The following is a 23,275-nucleotide window of genomic DNA, read 5'->3' on the forward strand; positions in this document are numbered from 1 at the left end:
ATGAGGACAAAGCATGGTTAGGGTTCGCCAGTCACATAGCAGTGGCTACCATGGGGGTGAGACGGTCGAGTGGTTGTGCTCACTGGGCTTGTCAGACAAAAAGATTAGCGCTTTGCTTGAATCTGCTGCTTGGTTAAAACAACAGCAACTTGACGATGAGGTTTTGCAAGTTCGCACCGGTTGGGAAATGGTAGAGATTTTGGCAGAGTTAAAAATGGATCATGACTCGCTGATCGCGGCATTGTTATTTCCGGCTTTTGAAGCAGGATTACTTGATACATCGGTTATTGTTACGCATTTTTCCCAACCCGTCTGCGCCTTGCTTACTTCTGTCCAGCAAATGGAAGCGATCCGCACCATACCGACCAGTGTGAAACAAGGGCCAGATAGTCAGCAAGCGGATAATTTACGCCGAATGTTGTTAGCGATGGTTGAGGATGTTCGAGCGGTTGTGATTAAGCTTGCGTCACAAATTTGCTATTTGCGAGATGTGAAAAACGCAGATGAAGAAACGCGAGTATTAGCCGCTAAAGAAACCAATGCGATCTTTGCCCCCTTAGCGAATCGCCTAGGTATTGGCCAGCTGAAATGGGAGCTGGAAGATTTAGCCTTCCGCTATTTGCATCCAAAAACCTATAAGCAAGTCGCTAGCTTGTTAGAAGAACGACGGTTAGATCGTGAACAATATATGCAGGATTTTGTGACTGCCGTGCGCCAAAAGATGCAGGATGCGCAGCTACACGCAGATATTTACGGTCGGCCAAAGCATATTTTCAGTATCTGGAAAAAAATGCAAAAAAAGCAGTTGTCCTTTGAACAGCTGTATGACATTCGGGCGGTACGCATTGTTACTGAGCGGGTACAAGATTGCTATGCCGCGTTAGGGATCGTGCATACGGGCTGGCGGCACTTGCCAAAAGAATTTGATGACTACATTGCCACGCCTAAGCAAAACGGTTATCAGTCTATTCATACCGTGGTGGTTGGGCCGCAGGGTCGGCCTATTGAAATTCAAATTCGCACCCGGCAAATGCATGAAGAGTCAGAGCTTGGCGTTGCAGCGCATTGGCGCTATAAAGAAGGCACTGCCGCAGGTAAAAATGCCGCCAACGATGAAAAAATTGGCTGGTTGCGTAAGTTGTTGCAATGGCAGGAAGACTTAACGGATGGCACCGATCTAGCAGAAGAGCTACGCACTCAAGTCATTGAAGATCGGGTGTATGTATTTACCCCTAAAGGAGATATTGTTGACTTACCTATAGGGTCAACACCGTTGGATTTTGCCTATTATGTGCACTCAAATGTTGGCCATCGTTGTATTGGTGCTAAAATATCCGGCCGTATTGTGCCTTTTACCTATCAATTAAAAACCGGCGATCAGGTGGAGATTTTAACTGGTCGTGAGCCTAATCCCAGTCGAGATTGGTTGAATCCTAATTTGGGCTATCTGAAATCGAGCCGTGCCCGTTCTAAAGTCCAGTACTGGTTTCGATTACAAGATCGCGATAAAAATCTGCAAGCGGGGCGCGAATTACTGGATGCAGAATTAAATCGATTAAATTTGGTATTGGAGCATCCTACCAAGGTGTTAGCAAGGTTTAACGTGAATAGCATGGATGAATTGTTAGTCGGTATTGGGGGTGGCGAAGTTAAAGTGACACAAGTTGTGCATTTTATCCAAAGCCAGAGCCCTAAATATGCGTTACCAGAAATTGATCCCCGTTTAAAAACCAAGCCGTTGCCTGCTCCAAAAGTGAAAAGTGATGTGGTGGTGCAAGGGGTAGGGAATTTATTGACCCATATGGCCGGCTGCTGTCAGCCACTGCCAGGCGATGCCATTATTGGCTATATCACTCAGGGCCGAGGTATTGCTATTCATCGTGATGATTGCGAGCAGTTTAAAACGATGCTGGATACGCACCCAGAACGGGTAGTGGAAGCAACCTGGGGCGATAAATATGCATCTGGTTATGAAGTGGATATTCGCATTGTCGCGCATGATCGCAATGGGTTACTGCGGGATATCACCAGCATTTTGGCAAATGAAAAAGCCAATGTAACTAAGATGAGCAGCAGCTCTGATATCAAAGCACAAACTGCCGTCATTAATATGACCATGGAGTTATATAATCTGGATTCACTGAATAAATTATTAAGCAAAGTGAGTCAAATCGATGATGTGATTGAGGCTAAACGTTTCCACCATTAATAGGTAAAGCATAACGGTGTTAGATAAAGAATTAGATACGACTGAGCCGCGCGGGCTGCATGAAAGCTCGATGCCGACAGAGCCTGTTGCTAGGTTACTCTATATTATGGCCAGATTACGGGATCCGGTTAGTGGTTGTCCTTGGGATCTTAAGCAAAGCTACAGTACTATCGTGCCTTACACCTTAGAAGAAGCTTATGAAGTGGCCGATGCCATTGCTCGGGGCAACTTGGACGAGCTAAAAGATGAGCTAGGTGATTTACTTTTTCAAGTGGTATTTTATGCACAAATCGCCAAAGAGGAGGGCCGTTTTCAATTTGTCGATTGTGTAATGGCTATTTGTGACAAGCTGGAACGACGACACCCGCATATTTTTGGTACTGCAGAGGCAGCCGATGCAGATACCGTATTAAAAAATTGGGAGGCCTTAAAAAGCGCAGAGCGTCTGCAAGTCGGTCAGCATAGTGTGCTAGATAATATTCCCCAAGCGATGCCTGCTTTAAGCCGAGCGTATAAGCTGCAAAAACGCTGCGCCAATGTTGGCTTCGATTGGCCTGACGTCGCCGGTTGTTGGGACAAAGTAAAAGAAGAAATCCTAGAGGTAGAACAAACCGCTGCAGCCAGTCCGGAACTGGCAGAAGAACTGGGCGATTTAATGTTTGCCTTAGTCAATGTGGTGCGAAAACATCAGCTCGACCCAGAAGCGGTATTGCGGGCGGCTAATAGCAAGTTTGAGCTACGTTTTCGTGCGGTAGAGCAAGCCCTTAGTGCTTTGGGTAAAACGCCCGAGCAAAGCGATTTAGCTGAGATGGATGCACTGTGGCAGCAGGTGAAGCAACAAAAAAACTGAGCTGCTGAGCATTAACTTTCACCACAACCAGAAATATGTTACCACTAAGCGCTACTTTAGATTGAGCAGTGCTTGGTGCTTTGCTATACTTTCCTCCCGTCCTGATACCAAATAGTTAAAGCCTAACGTTTCCAGTAATCACTTTGTTTACCGGACTTTTTGCTTTTTCGTGTTTGGCTTAATCTTATTTTTACTGCGTTTCTGGGGTCTTATGACAACACGATATATCTTTGTGACGGGTGGGGTTGTCTCATCTCTTGGTAAGGGCATAGCTGCGGCTTCATTGGCAGCGATACTGGAAGCGCGTGGTCTGAAAGTGACCATTCTGAAGCTTGACCCTTATATTAACGTTGACCCGGGTACAATGAGCCCGATCCAGCATGGTGAAGTCTTTGTTACCGAAGATGGCGCTGAGACAGATCTGGACTTAGGGCACTATGAGCGATTTATTCGCACCAAGATGAGCAAGCTGAACAACTTCACACAAGGCCGTATCTATGCCGATGTGTTACGTCGTGAGCGTCGTGGTGACTATTTAGGTGCAACCATCCAGGTTATCCCGCATATTACCAACGAGATTAAGAACCGCGTGGTGGCAGGTGCTGAGGGCTACGATATCGCTATCGTTGAAATTGGTGGTACCGTCGGTGATATCGAATCCTTACCGTTCTTAGAAGCGATCCGCCAGTTAGGCACCGAAGTGGGGCGCGAACGCACCCTCTATATGCATTTAACGCTGGTTCCTTACTTGGGCACTGCGGGTGAAATTAAAACCAAGCCGACCCAGCACTCAGTGAAAGAGTTACGTTCTATTGGTATTCAACCCGATATTCTGGTGTGTCGATCAGACCGCGCTATTCCTACCAATGAGCGGGCAAAAATAGCACTCTTCACGAATGTAGAAGAAAAAGCGGTTATTTCCTTAAAAGATGTCTCCAGCATTTACCAAATTCCTGCGTTGTTAAAGTCACAGGGCTTAGATGATTTAGTCTGTCGTCGTTTTTATATCGAAGCGCCTGAAGCGGATTTAGTAGAATGGGAACAAGTTCTGTATCAAGAATCTAATCCAACGGGCGAAATAACCATTGGTATGGTTGGTAAATATGTTGAATTACCGGATGCCTACAAATCGGTAAATGAGGCCTTAGGTCACGCAGGTTTGAAAAACCGCGTAACCGTGAATATTAAATATATTGATTCACAAGATGTAGAAAGCAAAGGCGTTGGTGTACTGGCGGGGATTGATGGTATTTTAGTGCCTGGTGGTTTTGGCGAGCGCGGTGTTGAAGGCAAGATTCTCGCCGCTAAGTATGCTCGGGAAAACAAGGTGCCTTATCTTGGGATCTGTTTAGGTATGCAAGTGGCGTTAATTGAGTACGCTCGTCATGTTGCCGGTATGCCTGGTGCACATTCCACCGAATTTAATAAAGAAACACCTTATCCGGTAGTGGGCTTAATTACTGAGTGGCGTGATGCCGATGGCTCAGTAGAAGTGCGTACTGATAAATCTGACTTGGGCGGTACTATGCGTCTGGGTAGCCAAAACTGTAATTTGGTGGAAAATACCAAAGCGCGGCAGATTTATGGTAAGGCCGTCATCCAAGAGCGACATCGTCATCGCTACGAAGTCAATAATAACTTACGCCCGAAACTAGAAGAGGCGGGTTTAGTGATTTCCGGTTTATCTGCTGATAATCAATTGGTAGAAATGATCGAAATCCCTGAACATCCATGGTTTGTTGCCGGACAATTCCATCCGGAATTTAATTCAACACCGCGTGATGGTCATCCGTTGTTTGAGAGCTTTATCGCTGCAGCGCATAAGTTTCAGAAACAGCAGCGCGTATAACTTTGTTAAGCCGTGACATGATGCACGGCTTTTTCGTTTTTAACAGGGGACTTACTACTATGTCAGAAATTGTCAAAATTATTGCTCGTGAGATTATGGACTCTCGCGGTAATCCAACCGTTGAAGCCGATGTATTTTTAGCCAGCGGTGCTATGGGACGGGGTTGTGCGCCATCAGGTGCTTCAACCGGTTCTCGTGAAGCGCTGGAGTTACGTGATGGTGACAAAACGCGTTATTTAGGCAAGGGTGTTACCAAAGCGGTAGCGAATATCGCTGGCCCTATTCAAGCCGCTTTAGTAGGTAAAAATGCCTATTTACAAGCTGAAATCGATCAAGTCATGATTGATTTAGATGGCACTGAGAGTAAGTCTAATTTAGGTGCTAATGCTATTTTGGCCGTGTCTTTAGCGGTGGCGCGTGCGGCAGCGGCCGACAAAAAAATCCCGTTATACCAGCATATTGCTGATTTAAATGGGACTTCTGGTGTGTTCAGCATGCCGGTACCGATGATGAATATTATCAATGGCGGCGAACATGCCGATAATAATGTTGATATTCAAGAATTTATGGTGCAACCCGTTGGCGCAAAAACCTTTGCCGAAGCACTGCGCATGGGTGCGGAAATTTTCCACAGCCTGAAAAAAGAGTTACAAAAACGCGGTCTGAACACGGCTGTGGGGGATGAAGGTGGTTTTGCCCCGGATCTGAAATCAAACGAAGAAGCTTTATCCGTAATTGTTGAAGCGGTTAAAGCGGCTGGCTACGAAATGGATAAAGACGTGACCTTAGCGCTGGACTGCGCTGCGTCTGAATTCTATAAAGATGGCAAGTATGTATTAAGCGGTGAAGATAAGAGCTTTGACTCTTATGGCTTTAACGATTACTTAGCCGGTTTAACGCAGCGTTATCCTATCGTATCTATTGAAGATGGTTTAGATGAAAGTGATTGGGATGGTTGGAAAGACTTAACGACCAAAATCGGTACTAAAGTGCAGTTAGTCGGCGATGATTTATTTGTAACCAACACCAAGATTTTAACTCGCGGTATCGAACAAGGCATTGGTAATTCGATCTTAATCAAGTTTAACCAGATTGGCTCTTTAACCGAAACGTTAGCCGCTATCAAAATGGCAAAAGATGCTGGATTTACTGCAGTGATTTCACACCGAAGTGGTGAGACAGAAGATGCCTTTATTGCAGATTTAGCGGTAGGAACGGCAGCGGGTCAGATTAAAACCGGTTCTTTATGCCGTTCTGATCGGGTAGCGAAATACAACCAACTGCTGCGTATTGAGCAAGAGTTAGGCGCTAAAGCGCCTTACAAAGGCAGAACGGAAATCAAAGGTCAGTAAGACCTGATTTTTCTGATAAAAAGGCTGATTAATTCAGCCTTTTTTTATCAAGAATCAAAAAGGGCGTTCGAAGTTGCGCTATAGTAATTTTAGCCATTTTATAGTTGTGGGAGATAAGATGATTGTTGCAGTATGTCGTTATAAGAGTGCGATACTCGGTATCTTATTCAGTGTTCCGTTGTTGTTATGGAGTCCGCAGTCAACTGCAAAAGCGGTGATTAGCGAAACGGATCTTATGCAAATTACGGTGCAGAATTTTCAACTTGGTATGGATAGAGTGCGGGCCAATACCTTATTGGAGCAACATTTTTCTAATCTGCAAAAAGCAGATCAAACCAGTGCCACTGCCCATAAATGTATTAAAAATCAGTGTCAGGCGCAGCGGCTTGGTGCGGAAGGCAGTGTGTCCGTTAATCTGCATTTTAACCAAGCTAATCTGCTTTACTGGATCTCGGCGCAAACTCAGGCGCAACTTGCCGGTAATGCTGATGAATGTTCACGTTTAGCCAAAGAACAACTTGCCGCCTTACGTCAAGAATATAGTCCTGAGGTGCAACAACTCTTTTTTGGATTGCATACAGTGAGTTTGCGCTTAAATAAAACTGGGCATCCTGATCCGGCGGATAACTTACTTTTTGGTTTTAGAGTACAAATTAAATGCGATCCAGCAGCTAAAGGGTTAGCGCAAAGTGAGTTTGAATTAAGAGATAATGCGTTATAACCTTTTACTGATGCCTTAAACCTGTCTGATCTCAAGTAGATGGTTTTCTAGATGCAGATAATGAGCTGCATAATACTGTGCTTTAGTTAAACTGCCATAAGCAAAATGCGGCGCTAATTCGCCCTGCCAATGCAGAAACTGCTGCAGTTCAAATAGTAATTCACGTAAAGCAACATCATTTGGTACATCAGCTTGTAGCTCTGGCGCACCGGGGATCACTTCATCTAAAGGATGATGCATACTGCCTTTCGCCGCAAAGGCATTTAGCGCAAGCTTACCAGCGGTATTTTTAAAGAGTGTCGAATAATGTTCAGGATAGCCATAAATAGAGTAACGAATACTTTGTGCACAGTGCTGGAAAATTTGACTGACATTCCAACTGCCTGAACTGACCAACCGCTCAGGTTGCAGCCCACGTAACTGTGTTTGTAACGCTTGTAAAGGATAGGGGCGTAAAGTGGCAATAAATTTAGTACCTAACATAACGGCTATCGGAGTAATGGCGGCGGCTTTAAAAAATTGTCGACGATTCATGATTTCGTGGGCTTCAAAAAACAGGCTAATACGTTAGCCTGTTTTTATGACAGCGTCCAGCTTGCCTTCTGTTATAGTGACCTTTTGCTGTTTCTTTACATTTAGTCTTTTACAATAATTGAGCGATTGGCTAACATCGATGCATGACGATGATGCATGAAAATCAACCCCACTTTTGGCAAGTAACGCCAGAGAATCACACTTATATCGAGCTGTGTAATGCTTTGTATGAGCGTGAACTGCTGCGTTTAGCATTGACTCCCGCGGATGAACTAGCACAGTTACCAAAACGGCTGGCCAGTTTACCTTTTTATATTAGACGGGCAGCGAGCAGTATCCTTAGCTACCAAACGGCGTTGGGGTTAGATAGTCAAAATGCTTCTTGGTTTTCAAGACAATTTAGTCGCTGTCCGGCGAATAAACAGCCCGCCGATGCGATTACGTCGTTTTATTTGAAGTCAGCTAAGCCAGGCTTGATCGTGCCCCTTTACAGCGAAGAACATACCCTAGAAAGCATTTTGTTAGACAGTGTGGACGAAGTGGATTTCAAAGATCAGAAACTGCACTGCAATCAATTTGGCTGGTTTGCGTTTAACGGTATGCCTTTACAAAACGAAAATTGTAATATGTTTATGTTAAAACCGGACAAAAACATCATGACGGCGGCCTGTTGCGGTCATCAATGGCTGAATATGCAAAAAAAAGAACCGCGATTACTCAGTTTGCGTGAGCTGCTGCTGGCGAGCCGTCTGAACTGGCGTAATTTTGCTCGGCCGCATTTAGGTAAAACAGACTGATTTAATGCTTTGCAGTAACTGCTTAAAGCTTCATAATATTCTGACAGAGATAACTCAATACTGATTATGCGTATATTAATAGCACTTTTGCTGATAGTTCTGATTGCGTTGCAATACCGTTTATGGTTTGGGCAGCTCAGTGTGACTGATTACTTGAAGCAGCAAGCCGAAATTGCTAAACAGCAAGCGAGTAATCAGGAGCTTATGAAACGAAATAGAATGCTGCTGGCGGATGTAAATGATTTACGTCAGGGGCAGGAGGCCATTGAAGAGCGAGCTCGCAATGAACTTGGGCTAATAGCGGAAGATGAAGTCTTCTTTCGGATAGTGCCGCGAGATCCTTAATGTCTATAAATACATTTCCTGATATTGCCGTGGTTATCCCAGCAGCGGGTGTTGGTAAACGGATGCAAGCCGACCTACCAAAACAGTATTTGCGACTGCAGGGCAAAACTATTCTTGAGCACAGCATGCAGCCCCTATTAGCGGTTAGCACGGCAAAGCAAATCTATTTGGCATTGCAGCCAGATGATCCTTACTTTGCCAGCAGTGGCATACCGTCAGCTCAAGTCATTCGCGTTGATGGGGGCGCTGAACGTGTTCATTCCGTTTTAAATGCGCTATTGCAAATTGATGCTAAGCAAATGCCTTGGGTGCTGGTGCATGATGCTGCTCGTCCTTTAGTCCGTACCGAAGATATTCGGCAATTAATGACACGTTGCTTTGCTGTTGGTCATGGCGGAATTTTAGCCACGCCGGTACGAGATACCATGAAACGAGGTTCACAGTTGGTCAGTCATACCGTAGAACGCGATGATTTGTGGCATGCCTTGACCCCACAGTTTTTTCCAACCGCATTATTACGACAACATATCGCTGCGGCATTAGCTGCAGGGGTGACTGTTACTGATGAAGCCTCCGCCATGGAGTGGGCTGGGGAACCCGTGCTGTTGGTTGAGGGGCATAGCAGTAATCTGAAAATTACCCGTCCTGCTGATTTAAAATTAGCGGCATTTTACCTGGAGCAAGACCAATAATGACAATACGAATCGGGCATGGTTTTGATGTGCACGCTTTTGGTGGCGCAGGCCCCGTTACGCTGGGTGGCGTTAAAATTGATTATGAACAAGGTTTATTAGCGCATTCTGATGGTGATGTGGTGTTACATGCTGTGGCAGATGCGTTGCTGGGTGCCTTAGCACTAGGTGATATTGGGCATCATTTTCCTGATACTGATAGCGCATTTAAAGATATTGATAGTCGTATTTTGTTACGTAAAGTGTTTAGCGATGTCAGTCAGTTGGGCTATCAGATTGGCAACTTAGATATAACTATTATGGCGCAAGCCCCCAAGATGGCCCCCCATATTAATGCGATGCGTAACTGTATCGCAACGGATCTAGCCTGTCAGCTGTCGCAAGTTAACGTGAAAGCCACCACTACTGAAAAATTAGGTTTTGTTGGTCGTAAAGAGGGGATTGCCGTAGAGGCTGTGGTTTTGTTATGTCAGAAATAAGCGAGTTATCTGCGCATGCTATGCCAAATCGGTTGTTGCAATTTCCTTTAGCCTATTTATATGACAAGCCTGCAGTAAGCGCCTGTATCAGAGCAGAAGCCAGCGACTTTGTGGTCGTGGAAGAGCTGAATTTTGAGCCGAGCGGTGCGGGCGAGCATGTATTGTTACAAATTGAAAAAACAGGGCAAAACACCCAGTTTATTGCCCGTGAGCTGGCGCGTTTAACCGGTTTAAGGGTAAGAGATATCAGCTATGCGGGGTTAAAAGATCGCCATGCGGTAACGCAGCAGTGGTTTTGCTTTAAATGGCCGATTAAACAAGAGCTGCCATGGCAAGAGTGGTTAATCGAAGGCGCTAAGATCCTGCAAGTGGTCAGACATTATCGTAAATTGCGTTTGGGTGCTTTAAAGCGAAATCATTTTACGATACGGTTGAGACAGGTTTCTGACATTAATGCGCTGCTTGTTAGATTGGAACAAGTTAAAGCTGGTGTTCCAAATTATTATGGTGAGCAACGTTTTGGGATCAACGGTGGAAACTTACAGCTGGCAGAACGCTTATTTAGTGGAGAAAGTATTGCTGATCGCTATTTACGTGGTTTAGCTTTATCTGCAAGCCGTTCTTTTTTATTTAATCAGGTAATTTCTGCTAGATTAGTGCAGCGTTGTTATCAGCGCTTACTACCCGGTGATGTGGTTCAGCTGCATGGTTCAGGTTCAATTTTTCCAATAACTGTGGTTGATGATCTACTGATGCAGCGTTTGCACAATGCCGATATTCACTTGACTGCACCCTTAGTTGGGGATGGCAAAGTATTAGTGGCTACTGAGGCTGCACAGTTTGAACAAGAGACGTTAGCGCCATGGCAGCATTGGGTGGCTGGGCTCATTAACTTACGCGTGCAAGCAGGGCGAAGAAGTATGCGATTAATACCTGAACAACTGACCGCAGAGGTGAATGCAGAGCATGTTTTACTGCGCTTCGCCTTACCTGCAGGCTGCTTTGCCACAAGTGTGCTTAGAGAATTAGTCTGTTATCAAGATAGCGCCCGAGCGCTTGCGCAGATGGAGTGTTAAATGCGAATTTTATTAAGTAATGACGATGGTGTGCATGCCCGTGGTATCCAAGTACTACAGCACGCCTTATCACAGCTAGCAGAGGTGACCACCGTAGGGCCCGATCGTAACTGTAGTGGTGCCAGTAACTCTTTAACGCTGCTTAATCCACTGCGCACGCACCGCTTGGAAAATGGTTTTATTTCAGTCAATGGCACACCAACGGATTGCGTGCATTTAGCCATCAGTCAATTGCTCGATTTTACTCCTGATTTAGTGGTGGCCGGTATTAATCATGGTGCAAACTTAGGCGATGATGTACTGTATTCTGGGACTGTTGCTGCGGCAACAGAAGGCCGCCATTTGGGGCTGCCAGCTATTGCGGTATCACTAGCAGGACGTGATGAGCAGCATTTTGCTACTGCTGCGCATGTTACTGTAGAGGTGATTCGTAAATTACAATCTCATCCATTACCTGCCGACCAAATTTTAAATATTAATGTCCCGGCTATTCCGCTACACGAATTAAAAGGCATCAAGGTTACTCGTTTGGGGCGTCGCCACAAAGCAGAGACCATGACAAGTTCAACGGATCCATGGGGCAGGAAAATTTATTGGTATGGTTCTTTGGGACCTGAATTAGACGCGGGTGAGGGCACTGACTTTCATGCTATTGCCAATGGCTATGCGTCGATAACGCCTTTGCATGTTGATATGTCTGCTTATAAAAGTATGGAAAACCTAGCCCGTTGGCTCGATGGGATAGCTTTATAGTTATGGCCGTAGTGACTTCTCGCAGTGCGCAAGTGTTGGCGCAAAAATTACAGCTCGATGGCATTACAGATCAGCGAGTGTTATCGGCTATTGCTCAAACGCCGCGCCATCTCTTTGTGGAGCCAGTATTAGCACATAAAGCTTATGAAAACACCGCTTTGCCAATAGGGTTGGGGCAAACGATTTCGCAGCCCTATATTGTTGCCAGAATGACCGAACTATTATTGCAAGGCGGCAGTTGCGGCAAAGTATTAGAAATAGGCACCGGTTCTGGTTATCAAACGGCAATCTTAGCTCGCTTATTTAGCCATGTTTGCTCCGTGGAACGGATTAAATCGTTACAGTTTCAAGCCAAACGTCGTTTACAACAGCAAGATTTACACAATGTCTCAATGAAGCATGGTGATGGCTGGCAAGGCTGGTTAAGCAAAGCGCCTTTTGACAGTATCATTGTGACGGCGGCGCCAAATGATGTGCCACAAGCCTTACTTGAGCAATTAACCGAGGGCGGACGTTTAGTGATTCCAGTAGGAGCTGAGCAGCAAGTGTTGCGAGTTTATCAGCGCCATGCTGATGAATGGCAAAGCCAAGATATTGAAACGGTTCGCTTTGTGCCTTTGGTGCCAGGTGAGTTAGCGTAAGCTAATTTTTATTTTCAGGAAAACTATGAATTATTTGCAATGGATTTTAAAAGGGATAGCTATGGGTGCTGCAGATGTGGTGCCCGGCGTATCGGGCGGTACTTTGGCGTTTATTTTGGGAATCTATGAACGTTTGTTAAATGCGATCAGTGCGATTAATGTTCAGGCGGTGAAATTACTTTGGCAAGGTCGTTTTAACGCATTTTGGCAGCATATAGATGGTACTTTTTTACTGTGTTTGGTATCAGGGATCTTAGGTAGTATCTTCTCTTTAGCTTCTATTATTACTTGGTTACTCGAGCATCGCGCTGTGCCGGTTTGGGCCTTTTTCAATGGCTTGATTTTAACCGCTTTACCTGTGTTACTTATGGCGGTCAAGTGGAGTCTTTGGCGAGGCGTGCTGTTTTTGATCGGAGCTTTGTTTGCTCTGGAGGTGAGCATGTTAACCGCAGTTGAGTTGCAACCTGCGAGTTGGATGTTTTTCGCTGCTGGTGCTATTGCGATTTGTGCGATGATTTTGCCCGGTATTTCTGGCAGTTTTATCTTGTTATTGTTGGGTATGTACTCCCCAGTTTTGCTGGCTGTTCGAGAATTACAATTTAGTGTGCTGTTTTTATTTGCAACCGGTTGTATTATCGGTTTGCTGAGTTTTACCCATTTTTTAAAGTGGCTATTGCAACGCTGCCATGATGCGACGTTGGCCTTACTTACTGGTGTGGTGGTAGGCGCATTGTACCGCTTATGGCCATGGCAGGCAGGTAGCGAAATGTTGAGTCCAGCCAAATATGCTGAGAAGTTTGGTCAACATGATATGTTACTTGCTGTCGGCTCTTTTATCGCTGCGGTGATTGTAATGCTGTTGTTGCTGAATTTGGAGAGGCTTTTAGGTAAGTTACCCGCAAAAACACAGGAACATTAGAGCTTGCGTCAAGGAGTAAGTGATTATTGTTGGCATTGCTGTAACAAAATATAATGCTTGTTGGTTGCTTGCCAAAGCAACTCTGTTGTTTGTTATTTTTTTACAACTCACAGCTTGTTCTAATCGCTCTGCACCTGCACCGGTAACAACCTTAGAGTTAAGAAAGCAACAAATGCAACAACGGCAAAGTGTATCGCTGACGCAACGCCAATACGTGGTGCAGCGTGGTGATACGCTTTACTCCATTGCATTCCGCTCAGGCCAAGATTTTCGAACGCTGGCGGCAAGAAATAATATTCGTGCACCTTATACGATTTTTCCTGGTCAAGTGCTGCAGTTGCAAGGGGCTTCAGCGCGCTCTGTTCCCGCTAGTTCTGCAGCTGCCCCCAGAAGTGCTACAAATACAACAAAGTCTGCTAAATCAGTTGCGGCTAATGCGCAAAAGGGTTATGGTCAGGTCAATACATTACCCAGTTCACCCTCAGCTTCTTCTTCCCCTGCAGCGGCTATTGGGAGAGTGAAATGGCAGTGGCCTGTTCGTGGGCAGATTTTGGCTCGGTTCTCAACTGCTGAACATGGTAGTAAAGGTTTGCAAATTGCTGGACGAGATGGCGCCCGTATTAATGCGGCAGCGGATGGTCAAGTCGTGTATGCTGGCAATGCCTTAAGGGGCTATGGTAATTTAATCATCATCAAGCATAACGATGATTATTTAAGCGCTTATGCCCATAATAAGCGTATTTTGGTAAAGGAACGCCAAAATGTTAAAGCTGGTCAACAAATAGCCGAAATGGGTGATACCGATACGTCTAGTACTCGGTTACACTTTGAAATACGGTTTAGAGGTAAATCGGTTGATCCACAACGGTATCTTCCGAAGTAGTAATATAAAAAATAACAATAATAACTGTGTTCACTTGCTAGGAAGCAAAGGCGTGCCGACAGGGCGTTTTTAGTAATGGGGAATATTGTATGGTGACAAAAGATAACGATTTAACTGAGTTAAAAGAAGACGATTTAACCGATGATAGCTTAATAAACGATGAAGATTTAGATACCGAGTTACTCGAATTATCCGCAGATGATAGCAGTCTAGAAGAGCTATTAGTGCGAGATGACAGTCAAAAAGCATTGGATGCGACACAAATCTACCTTGGTGAAATTGGTTTTTCGCCTCTCCTCTCCGCTGAAGAAGAAGTCTATTTTTCCCGTCTTGCTCTAAAAGGGGATAAAGCCGCCAGAAAACGCATGATTGAAAGTAATTTACGATTAGTGGTGAAAATTGCCCGGCGTTATATCAATCGTGGTTTAGCCTTATTAGATCTGATTGAAGAAGGCAACTTAGGGTTAATCAGAGCGGTAGAAAAATTTGATCCAGAAAGAGGCTTTCGTTTTTCGACTTATGCTACCTGGTGGATTAGACAAACGATAGAACGGGCCATTATGAATCAAACCCGTACCATTCGTTTACCGATTCATGTAGTGAAAGAACTGAATATTTACTTGCGAGCAGCCCGAGAGTTATCGCAAAAGTTAGATCATGAACCTACCGCAGAAGAAATCGCTGCCGCTTTAGATAAGCCGGTTGCGGAAGTGCGGAAAATGCTCAAACTCAATGAAAAAATCACTTCCGTCGATACGCCAGTTGCGGGCTCATCTGAGAAGCAGCTGTTAGATGTATTAGCAGATGAAAAGGAGTTAGGTCCAGAGTTAGAGTTACAAGATGCGGATATTCGGCAGCATCTGGTAATTTGGTTAGAAGAATTAAATCCGAAACAGCGTGAAGTATTAGCACGGCGTTTTGGTCTGTTAGGCTATGAGCCTTCTACCTTGGAAGATGTTGGACATGAAATTGGTTTAACGCGGGAGCGAGTAAGGCAAATTCAGGTTGAAGCATTGCGCCGGCTTCGAGAAATTGTTACCCATCAGGGCCTTAACATAGAAACGCTTTTTCAAGAGTAAACTTTTAAAAACCGCGTTGCAGCAAGTGTAACGCGGTTTTTATTTATCTCAGTAGCAAGGTAATGGCGGGCTGTTTAAGTGTGGCTTAATTACTGCTTAGCAACCTGTTCGGCTTGGCGAAGGATACGCAGTACATTTCCTCCCCACAGGGCTTCAATTTGTGCTTGAGTATAGCCTCGGCGCATCAGCTCCCAGGTAACATTCAACGTTTCACTGGCATCATCCCAGCCTGCTACACCACCTCCGCCATCAAAATCAGAAGCAATACCAACATGCTCGATACCAATTCGTTTAACAGTGTAATCAATATGATCAACAAATTGCGCTAAAGTGACGTCAGGATGACTGCGACGTAGTTGCTTTAATTTCGCATCATAGTTTAAGCGTTGCTCGTCGTTCGCATTGGCCCAGCCATTAGGTAAATACTGTTGACGTAATTCACCAATAGCGGCAGCTAGTGTCGGATCCAGTTGGGCGACATAGCTGCGAAAGGCCACCATTTGCGCCACGCCCCCATTAGCCTTAATTGCATCTAATTGCTCATCATCTAAATTACGTAAGTTGGCATGCACTGTCATCGCGCTAGAATGCGAGGCAATCACCGGCGCTGTAGACAGCTGAATAGCTTCTAGCATCGACTTTTTACCAACATGCGACACATCAATCAGAATACCATGCTGATTAAGCGATTTAACCAAGGTACGACCTAATTCGGATAAACCGGGATCCGTTTCACTGTCGTTAAGATCGGCTCTAGGGTTAGAGCTACCGGAGAATTGATTATGGCCAATATGCGTTAAGCCAACATAACGAATACCGCGTTCGGCCCATTTCGGCACATCTTTGATACTGTCACCTAATGGATAGGCATTTTCCATACCCAGTAGCACAATACGTTTACCGACTTTATGCAAGGCTTCTACGTCATCTGCGGTGCGGGCTAAACCGACTTGTTCAGGGTATGCACGAATCATCCGCATAATGGCCTGATAGCTTTCTTCAACCGTCTTGGCTGCGTGTTGGTAAGCTTCTGCTGTCAATGCACCTTGGCCGGCATAGACAATTAGGAATACAGCATCGAGGCCGCCAGCACGCATTTTCGGTAAATCGACTTGAGCTTTGCTAAAGCCACCCGGATCTAACAAATGCGTGGCATAACCACGACCGATATCGACATGGGTATCAATAGTGAGAATTTGTTCATGCAATGCACGGGCTGCTGCCTCAGTGACATTTTTGTTACTTGCCATAGCTTGGCTTGAAAGCAGTAAGCTTGCGGTTAATAGAGTAATTTTTGAAAAGCGCATCATTTTTCCTTATTGTTTTTATGATAGTTCAGAGCTTAGCCTGCTAGGGTAAGCTTGCGCAACCCTATCATCGCTTGCGATTAACGCTAACCCTTTTTCGACAGTCTAGTCATCATTACTGTGATAATGCCAGCTAATAACCCCCAAAACGCCGAGGCGATACCGAAGAAACTGGCGCCAGACGCGGTAACTAATAAAGTGATCACTGCCGCTTCGCGGTAGTCACTATCCTGAGTGCAGCTATATAAATTGGCGGCAATGGTGCTGATTAACGCCAGCCCGGCTAACGCCGCTACCATGGCAGTAGGAAAGGCCGCAAATAAGGCTACAACCGTTGCGCCAGCTAACCCAAAGAGTAAATAAAAGATCCCTGCTGCTATGCCGGCAATATAGCGTTTTGCAGCTTCAGGATGCGCTTCGTTACCGCTGCAAATCGCCGCAGTAATGGCGGCCAGATTAATGGAAAAAGCCCCAAAAGGCGCCAGTAACAAGGTGCTTAAAGAGGTGCTCGTAATTAAGGGTGATACTGGCGTGCTATAGCCGCTGGCGCGCAGCACAGCAACACCAGGAATATTTTGCGAAGCCATGGTTACAATTAATAGCGGCAAGCCAACCCCCAGCATGGCGGCAATGGAAAACTCTGGGGTGACCCAAACGGGTGTTGCCAGCGTTAAGGATACTCCTGATAAATCAAGCTGGCCGGCAACAACCACAGTGCCAATTCCACTTAGCAGTACCAATAAAATGGCGTAACGCGGGCTAAAGGCTTTAGCGACTAAATAGGTAACACACATAACGCTGACCAGCAATAACTCGCTTTGCATGGCGCTAAAAATGGCAAAGCCAAATTGCAGTAAAATTCCCGCTAGCATAGCGCTGGCTAAAGGCAATGGGATGAGTTTGGTTAAACGTTCAAACATACCGCTAAGGCCGATAATCAGCCCCAGTAAGGCAGTAAACAGAAAAACACCGGTGGCTTCTGCCAGGCTCAGCCCTTGTAAACTCCCCGCTAGTAATGCGGCGCCCGGTGTTGACCAGGCGGTAATGACCGGGGCTTTATAGTACCAGGACAGGCCAATACAAGTGATGGCCATACCGATACCCAGAGCCAGCAGCCAGGATGCCATGATATCGCTGCCGGCACCCGTTGCTGCTGCCGCTTGAAATACGATGGCAACCGAGCTGGCAAAACCCACCAGCACCGCGACAAAGCCGGCGACCACTGCAGATAAACTGACGTCCTTCAGTAGCATATTTTTTCCTTATGCTGTTGTTGCCAGCTACCTTAGCGGAGTCTGGTTTTAAGCATCAAGCTGTTGTTTTAGTTGGTATAGTAAATCCAGCGCTTGTCTGGCACTGAGCTCATCCGGTTTTAATTGGCGTAATTGCAGCAATACTGGGTGCTCAGGCGTCAATAAATCTAATTGTTGCTGCGGCAACGACGCCTGTACAGCCTGCTTACTTGTCGGTGTAGTTGTTGGTGCAGTAGTTTTGCTTGGCATTTGTTGTTCTAATTGCCGCAGCTTTTGCTTCGCTTGGGCAATAACATGTTTCGGCACCCCCGCCAATTGCGCGACCTGTAAGCCGAAGCTTTTGCTGGCAGCGCCTTCCTGCACATGATGCATAAAAACAATACTATCACCATGCTCAACCGCATCTAAATGCACATTGACAACGCCAGGCAGTAAATCTGGCAATTGCGTCAGTTCAAAATAATGGGTTGCAAATAAGGTAAGGGCCTTAATGTTGCTGGCCAGATAGTCCGCACAGGCCCAAGCCAGACTTAACCCGTCGTAGGTGCTGGTACCACGACCGATTTCATCCATCAGCACCAAGCTTTGCGCCGTTGCATGGTGCAGAATTGTCGCGGTTTCAGTCATTTCCACCATAAAGGTCGAGCGACCCGAGGCAAGATCGTCTGAGGCGCCTATTCGGGTAAAGATCCGATCGATAGGACCGATAATGGCTTGCTCGGCTGGGACAAAGCTACCTATTGCCGCCATAAGCGTAATCAATGCCGTCTGGCGCATATAGGTTGATTTACCGCCCATATTGGGGCCGGTAATCATTAGCATCCGCCGTGCAGTACTAAGCTGCAAGGGGTTGGCGATAAAGGGATCTTTTAATACCTGCTCGACCACCGGATGCCGGCCTTGCTGAATAGTAATACCAATTTCGCTGCTTAATTGTGGGCGGCAATACTGATGCACCACCGCGCACTCGGCAAAGCTGGCTAACACATCTAATTCGGCCAGCGCGCTGGCCAGCTGCTGTAATTGGGCTAAATAGGGGCTAACAAGCGCAAACAGCTGCTCATAAAGTTGCTTTTCTAACGCCAGCGCCTTACTTTGGCTGCCCAGAACTTTATCTTCGTGCTCTTTAAGCTCAGGAATAATGTAGCGTTCATTATTTTTAAGGGTTTGCCGGCGAATGTAGTCTGCTGGCACTTTATCGTCGGCACTGCGACCGGTTTCAATAAAAAAACCATGCACTTTGTTAAAGCCGACTTTAAGTGAGCTAATGCCGGTTCGCTCGCGCTCGCGCAGTTCCAGCGCCATTAAATAATCGGTTGCACCATTGGCTAAGCTGCGCCATTCATCTAATTCGGCATTATAACCACTGGCTATAACGCCGCCGTCACGGATTAACGCTGGTGGTGTTTCAACAATAGCCGCAGTTAACAATGCCAGTAAGTCGGGCAGTGGTTCACTGTGTGCAGCGTGCTGTAACAGTAGCGGGCTTCTAGCCAGCGTAAGCTGTTGTTGCAGCTCAGGCAAGGCCGCTAAGGCATGGCGTAAGCGCGAAAAATCACGCGGCCGCGCGCTTTTAAGCGCCAAGCGGGCAATTACCCGTTCAATATCGCCAATATGTTTTAATTGTGGTTGTAAGGCTTCGTAATCATCAGTTAACTCATTGACTGCGGCATAGCGCTGGTTCAGCACATTCTGATCCCGCAGTGGTGCATGGATCCAGCGTTTTAATAAACGCGAGCCCATTGCCGTTTGGCAGCGATCCAGCACTGAGGCTAAAGTGTTATCGGTTTGGCCAGAGAGGGTGCTGGTCAGTTCCAGATTTCGTCTAGTGGCGGCATCCAGTACAATATAATCTTCAGGTCTCTCCAAAGCGATGCTACGAATATGCGGTAACTGAGCACGTTGAGTATCATTAACATACTGCATTAAACAACCGGCCGCCATTAGCGCTACTGGTGCGTCTTTTACGCCAAAGCTATGTAAATCGCGCGTTTCAAACTGTTGGCAGAGTAAGCGCTCGGCGCTGGCTAAATCAAATTCCCAAATAGGGCGGCGACGCGCGCCCTTGCGTTCGGTGAGCGCGCTTTGGCTAAAATCCTCTGGGTAGAGCAGCTCTGCCGGATTTAAGCGCTGTAATAATGCGGCCAAATCGTCAGGGTTATTGACCTGATTTAGTAAAAAACGACCGCTACTTAGATCCAATTGGGCTAAACCAAAATGTTGCCGGCCTTGGCTAATAGCGCAGAGTAAATTATCTTGCCGCTCATTTAATAGCGCCTCATCTGTAACTGTACCTGGCGTGACAATGCGTACCACTTTGCGTTCAACAGGGCCTTTGCTGGTCGCCGGATCGCCCACTTGCTCACAAATTGCTACTGACTCGCCCAACTGAACTAAGCGGGCCAAATAGCCTTCGACGGCATGGTAGGGCACTCCGGCCATTGGAATAGGTTCCCCCGCGCTTTGGCCACGCTTTGTTAATGAAATGTCCAGCAAGGCTGCGGCTTTTTTGGCATCGTCAAAGAATAATTCGTAAAAGTCACCCATCCGATAAAACAGCAAAATATGGGGATGTTGGCTTTTTAAGCCAAAATACTGTTGCATCATCGGCGTATGAGCGCTTAACACTTGCTCCGGTTTCTGGTCTGACGGCATAATGTGGTTATGAATTCCCGTTGGATTAACTATGACAATGGCTATTGCAAGTTTTGAGCTTGCCAGCGAGTTAGGTCAGCTATTATTACGGAAAAAATGCAGTATCACCACTGCTGAATCTTGTACCGGTGGGGGGGTGGCTTATTGGCTCACGGCGGTAGCAGGTAGTTCTGCTTATGTTGATCGTAGTTTTATTACTTACAGTAATAAAGCCAAACAGCAGCTATTAGGGGTTCGCAGTGCAACCTTATTACAGTTTGGCGCTGTTAGCGAGCAAACCGTTTCAGAAATGGCGGCTGGTGCGGCTAAAGCCGCGGCTGCAGAAATAGCTATCGCGATCTCTGGCATTGCTGGGCCGGGGGGCGGTTCTTCAGCAAAACCGGTTGGTACTGTCTGCTTTGGCTTTGCAGTGCAGGGGCAAATCAGTTCGCAGCGTTTACATTTTGACGGCGACCGACAGCAAATTCGACAGCAAGCTATTGAGCACGCGCTACGTCAATGTATCTTGCTGTTGACATAGACCTAAAACTCGACTACTGTATGCTCATACAGTGCCGCATCGGTGCCACTTATATTACCGACTATTTCGGAGCAAAAAAATGGACGATAACAAACAAAAAGCCCTTAATGCTGCCTTAAGCCAGATCGAGCGTCAATTTGGTAAAGGTTCTATTATGCGCCTTGGTGATAGTACCGCTTTGGATATTGAGGCGGTTTCAACGGGTTCATTAGGATTAGATATTGCGCTCGGTATAGGTGGCTTGCCTTACGGTCGTATTGTCGAGATTTATGGTCCTGAGTCTTCTGGTAAAACCACTCTAACGTTACAAGTTATTGCTGAAGCACAAAAAACCGGCAAAACCTGTGCGTTTATCGATGCAGAACACGCTCTTGATCCGGTATATGCTAAAAAGCTGGGTGTTGATGTCGATAAACTGTTGGTTTCACAACCTGATACCGGTGAGCAAGCATTAGAGATTTGTGACATGCTGGTACGTTCTGCTGCTGTCGATGTGGTTATTGTTGACTCTGTTGCTGCCTTAACGCCAAAAGCGGAAATTGAAGGCGATATGGGTGATAGCCATATGGGCTTACAAGCCCGCTTAATGTCGCAGGCACTGCGAAAGCTAACGGCTAATATCAAACGCTCCAACACCTTATGTATCTTTATCAACCAAATCCGGATGAAGATTGGTGTAATGTTTGGTAACCCTGAAACTACCACGGGCGGTAATGCGCTTAAATTCTATGCTTCAGTGCGCTTGGATATTCGCCGCATTGGCTCAGTAAAAGACGGTGACGAGATCACGGGGAATGAAACCCGAGTAAAAGTGGTTAAAAACAAAGTTGCGCCACCTTTCAAACAAGCGGAATTTATTATCCAGTATGGTGCGGGTATCAATAAGTTAGGTGAGCTGATTGACTTAGGTGTGCAACAAAACTTAGTGGATAAAGCTGGTGCTTGGTATGCCTATCAAGGAAATAAGATTGGTCAGGGCAAGGCAAACGCCATGAAATACTTGGCCGAAAACGTGGCAGTCGCAGACGAAATTGAGAAAACGTTGCGTGAGCGCTTATTGTTAAAGCCAGGCGAATCGATGGTAGATAATCCGGCTGAGTTAGCGGAGATGGTTGAGCCAGAAGAGGATTAAAATCCTTTGGTTACGCTAGCGCATGAGTAATGAAGTTACCACTGAAGATAAGGCAAAACTGACATTAGCGTTAACTTTTGCAAAAGCGTAACACGCTTTCTCTAGGCCAAAACGAATTTGGTATGGATGAGAGCTTTAAAAAATCCCCGTTTGAACAATTTTATAAGGTTCATGGGGATTTTTTTATTGCATTTTTTTAAGCTAAGCAGATAATACCCGCATCTTTTGGACGTCTAAACGTATAGAAGTTGACATCTTGTGGTTTATTACGCAAAGTAGCGTATCGACGGTGCTCGGAGTAAGTTATGCCTGTAAAAGTAATTGATCAGTTACCTGCGGTAGAGGCCTTATCAGCTGAAAACGTATTTGTGATGACAGAGAGCCGTGCCGCGGCACAAGATATTCGGCCATTAAGAGTGGCAATTTTAAACTTAATGCCGAATAAAATTGCCACGGAAATACAGCTATTACGTTTACTCGCCAACAGCCCATTGCAATTGGATATTGAATTACTGCGGATTGATGATCATGTTAGTAAGCATACGTCCGAGAGCCATTTAAATTGTTTTTACCGATATTTTTCGGATGTACAACAGCAGAAATACGATGGTTTAATCATTACTGGCGCGCCCTTAGGCTTAGTTGATTATGAGGATGTCACGTATTGGCAGCAGTTTGGTGAAATCTTACGTTGGGCTGATACGCACGTCACGTCTACCTTGTTTCTGTGTTGGGCCGCCCATGCCGCTCTCTATCATTACTATGGCTTGCAACGTGAGATCCGTGGTGAAAAACTATCAGGTGTATATTGGCAGCAAGTATCGCAACCCTTAAGCCCATTAGTGCGTGGTTTTGATGATCAGTTTTTAGTCCCCCATTCACGTTATGCCCAAGTTCCTAAACAAAAGTATCAAGAGCATGCCGATATACATGTGTTAGCCGAGGCCGATGCCACGGGCGCTTATCTGCTACAAAACAGTAGTGGCAGCCGTATTTTTGTCACCGGCCATCCGGAGTATGATCTCAACACCTTAGATGATGAGTATAAACGTGATGTGGCTGCCAGTATTGCCGCGCGCATTCCCGAGAATTACTATCGCAATAATGATCCTTTGCAAGGGCCGCAAAAGTTATGGCAATCCCATGCCTTTTTATTATTCAGTAATTGGTTAAACTATTATGTTTACCAAGCAACGCCTTTTGATATTAACCAAATTGGCCGGAAATAA

22 protein-coding genes are annotated in these 23,275 nt (G+C 45.8%); 18 read left to right on the top strand and 4 right to left on the bottom strand.

From position 1 onward, the window contains the following. The first annotated feature begins 13 nt into the window (after positions 1-13). The 5 genes from relA to ACO1PK_RS10770 all read left to right on the top strand — a co-directional run bounded on the left by relA (position 14) and on the right by ACO1PK_RS10770 (position 6,981). Positions 14-2,209, top strand: a complete 2,196-nt coding sequence (relA, locus tag ACO1PK_RS10750) for a GTP diphosphokinase (RefSeq protein ID WP_423185635.1) — start codon at positions 14-16, stop codon at positions 2,207-2,209. Positions 2,210-2,279: 70 nt separating this feature from the next. Next, entirely contained in the window at positions 2,280-3,059 is a 780-nt protein-coding gene (mazG, locus tag ACO1PK_RS10755; RefSeq protein WP_423188202.1) for a nucleoside triphosphate pyrophosphohydrolase, read from the top strand. Positions 3,060-3,270: 211 nt separating this feature from the next. Next, a complete protein-coding gene (locus ACO1PK_RS10760) occupies positions 3,271-4,908 on the top strand; it encodes a CTP synthase (protein WP_423185636.1) in 1,638 nt (545 codons plus the stop codon). A 59-nt stretch (positions 4,909-4,967) separates the two neighbouring features. After that, positions 4,968-6,260 carry a phosphopyruvate hydratase gene (gene eno / locus ACO1PK_RS10765; RefSeq protein WP_423185637.1) on the top strand — a complete coding sequence of 431 codons (1,293 nt, stop codon included), beginning with the start codon at positions 4,968-4,970 and terminating at the stop codon, positions 6,258-6,260. Between the two features lie 118 nt (positions 6,261-6,378). Beyond that, positions 6,379-6,981 (top strand): hypothetical protein, encoded by a 603-nt coding sequence (locus tag ACO1PK_RS10770; protein WP_423185638.1) that lies wholly within the window; start codon positions 6,379-6,381, stop codon positions 6,979-6,981. Between the two features lie 15 nt (positions 6,982-6,996). On the opposite strand, the gene ACO1PK_RS10775 is transcribed toward ACO1PK_RS10770, so the two are convergent. Continuing rightward, positions 6,997-7,515 carry a DUF1569 domain-containing protein gene (locus ACO1PK_RS10775; RefSeq protein ID WP_423185639.1) on the bottom strand — a complete coding sequence of 173 codons (519 nt, stop codon included), beginning with the start codon at positions 7,513-7,515 and terminating at the stop codon, positions 6,997-6,999. Positions 7,516-7,658: 143 nt separating this feature from the next. Between ACO1PK_RS10775 and ACO1PK_RS10780 the strand changes: the two genes are divergently transcribed. The 10 genes from ACO1PK_RS10780 to rpoS all read left to right on the top strand — a co-directional run bounded on the left by ACO1PK_RS10780 (position 7,659) and on the right by rpoS (position 15,179). Continuing rightward, complete coding sequence (locus ACO1PK_RS10780) at positions 7,659-8,312, top strand: hypothetical protein (protein ID WP_423185640.1); 654 nt, start codon at positions 7,659-7,661, stop codon at positions 8,310-8,312. Between the two features lie 66 nt (positions 8,313-8,378). Further along, complete coding sequence (gene ftsB, locus ACO1PK_RS10785) at positions 8,379-8,657, top strand: cell division protein FtsB (RefSeq protein ID WP_423185641.1); 279 nt, start codon at positions 8,379-8,381, stop codon at positions 8,655-8,657. Continuing rightward, positions 8,657-9,349 (top strand): 2-C-methyl-D-erythritol 4-phosphate cytidylyltransferase, encoded by a 693-nt coding sequence (gene ispD / locus ACO1PK_RS10790; RefSeq protein ID WP_423185642.1) that lies wholly within the window; start codon positions 8,657-8,659, stop codon positions 9,347-9,349. The genes ftsB and ispD overlap by 1 nt, the downstream gene beginning before the upstream one ends. Beyond that, positions 9,349-9,828: a 2-C-methyl-D-erythritol 2,4-cyclodiphosphate synthase gene (ispF, locus tag ACO1PK_RS10795; protein ID WP_423185643.1), complete on the top strand. Its 480-nt coding sequence runs from the start codon at positions 9,349-9,351 to the stop codon at positions 9,826-9,828. The genes ispD and ispF overlap by 1 nt, the downstream gene beginning before the upstream one ends. Continuing rightward, the gene (gene truD / locus ACO1PK_RS10800; protein ID WP_423185644.1) at positions 9,816-10,904 is read left to right on the top strand and encodes a tRNA pseudouridine(13) synthase TruD; all 1,089 of its coding nucleotides are present in this window, start codon (positions 9,816-9,818) and stop codon (positions 10,902-10,904) included. The genes ispF and truD overlap by 13 nt, the downstream gene beginning before the upstream one ends. Next, positions 10,905-11,657 (top strand): 5'/3'-nucleotidase SurE, encoded by a 753-nt coding sequence (surE, locus tag ACO1PK_RS10805; protein WP_423185645.1) that lies wholly within the window; start codon positions 10,905-10,907, stop codon positions 11,655-11,657. It abuts the gene before it with no gap. Positions 11,658-11,659: 2 nt separating this feature from the next. Beyond that, positions 11,660-12,298 (top strand): protein-L-isoaspartate(D-aspartate) O-methyltransferase, encoded by a 639-nt coding sequence (locus ACO1PK_RS10810; RefSeq protein WP_423185646.1) that lies wholly within the window; start codon positions 11,660-11,662, stop codon positions 12,296-12,298. A gap of 25 nt (positions 12,299-12,323) precedes the next feature. Then, a complete protein-coding gene (locus ACO1PK_RS10815) occupies positions 12,324-13,217 on the top strand; it encodes a DUF368 domain-containing protein (protein WP_423185647.1) in 894 nt (297 codons plus the stop codon). An 85-nt stretch (positions 13,218-13,302) separates the two neighbouring features. Next, positions 13,303-14,100 carry a peptidoglycan DD-metalloendopeptidase family protein gene (locus tag ACO1PK_RS10820; protein WP_423185648.1) on the top strand — a complete coding sequence of 266 codons (798 nt, stop codon included), beginning with the start codon at positions 13,303-13,305 and terminating at the stop codon, positions 14,098-14,100. Positions 14,101-14,189: 89 nt separating this feature from the next. Next, entirely contained in the window at positions 14,190-15,179 is a 990-nt protein-coding gene (gene rpoS / locus ACO1PK_RS10825) for an RNA polymerase sigma factor RpoS (protein WP_423185649.1), read from the top strand. 89 nt (positions 15,180-15,268) lie between these two features. Here the strand turns inward: rpoS and ACO1PK_RS10830 are convergent, their stop codons facing one another. The 3 genes from ACO1PK_RS10830 to mutS form a co-directional block, all read right to left on the bottom strand. After that, the gene (locus tag ACO1PK_RS10830; protein ID WP_423185650.1) at positions 15,269-16,486 is read right to left on the bottom strand and encodes a dipeptidase; all 1,218 of its coding nucleotides are present in this window, start codon (positions 16,484-16,486) and stop codon (positions 15,269-15,271) included. Between the two features lie 86 nt (positions 16,487-16,572). Then, positions 16,573-17,739 carry a benzoate/H(+) symporter BenE family transporter gene (locus tag ACO1PK_RS10835; RefSeq protein ID WP_423185651.1) on the bottom strand — a complete coding sequence of 389 codons (1,167 nt, stop codon included), beginning with the start codon at positions 17,737-17,739 and terminating at the stop codon, positions 16,573-16,575. Positions 17,740-17,787: 48 nt separating this feature from the next. Beyond that, positions 17,788-20,394: a DNA mismatch repair protein MutS gene (gene mutS / locus ACO1PK_RS10840; protein WP_423185652.1), complete on the bottom strand. Its 2,607-nt coding sequence runs from the start codon at positions 20,392-20,394 to the stop codon at positions 17,788-17,790. A gap of 31 nt (positions 20,395-20,425) precedes the next feature. Between mutS and ACO1PK_RS10845 the strand changes: the two genes are divergently transcribed. The 3 genes from ACO1PK_RS10845 to ACO1PK_RS10855 all read left to right on the top strand — a co-directional run bounded on the left by ACO1PK_RS10845 (position 20,426) and on the right by ACO1PK_RS10855 (position 23,275). Next, positions 20,426-20,914, top strand: coding sequence for a CinA family protein (locus ACO1PK_RS10845; RefSeq protein ID WP_423185653.1), 489 nt, complete (start codon positions 20,426-20,428; stop codon positions 20,912-20,914). Positions 20,915-20,993: 79 nt separating this feature from the next. Next, positions 20,994-22,046: a recombinase RecA gene (gene recA, locus ACO1PK_RS10850; protein ID WP_423185654.1), complete on the top strand. Its 1,053-nt coding sequence runs from the start codon at positions 20,994-20,996 to the stop codon at positions 22,044-22,046. A 305-nt stretch (positions 22,047-22,351) separates the two neighbouring features. Beyond that, positions 22,352-23,275: a homoserine O-succinyltransferase gene (locus ACO1PK_RS10855; RefSeq protein WP_423185655.1), complete on the top strand. Its 924-nt coding sequence runs from the start codon at positions 22,352-22,354 to the stop codon at positions 23,273-23,275.

This window comes from Alishewanella sp. d11 (genome assembly GCF_049390205.1).
GTDB lineage: Bacteria > Pseudomonadota > Gammaproteobacteria > Enterobacterales > Alteromonadaceae > Alishewanella.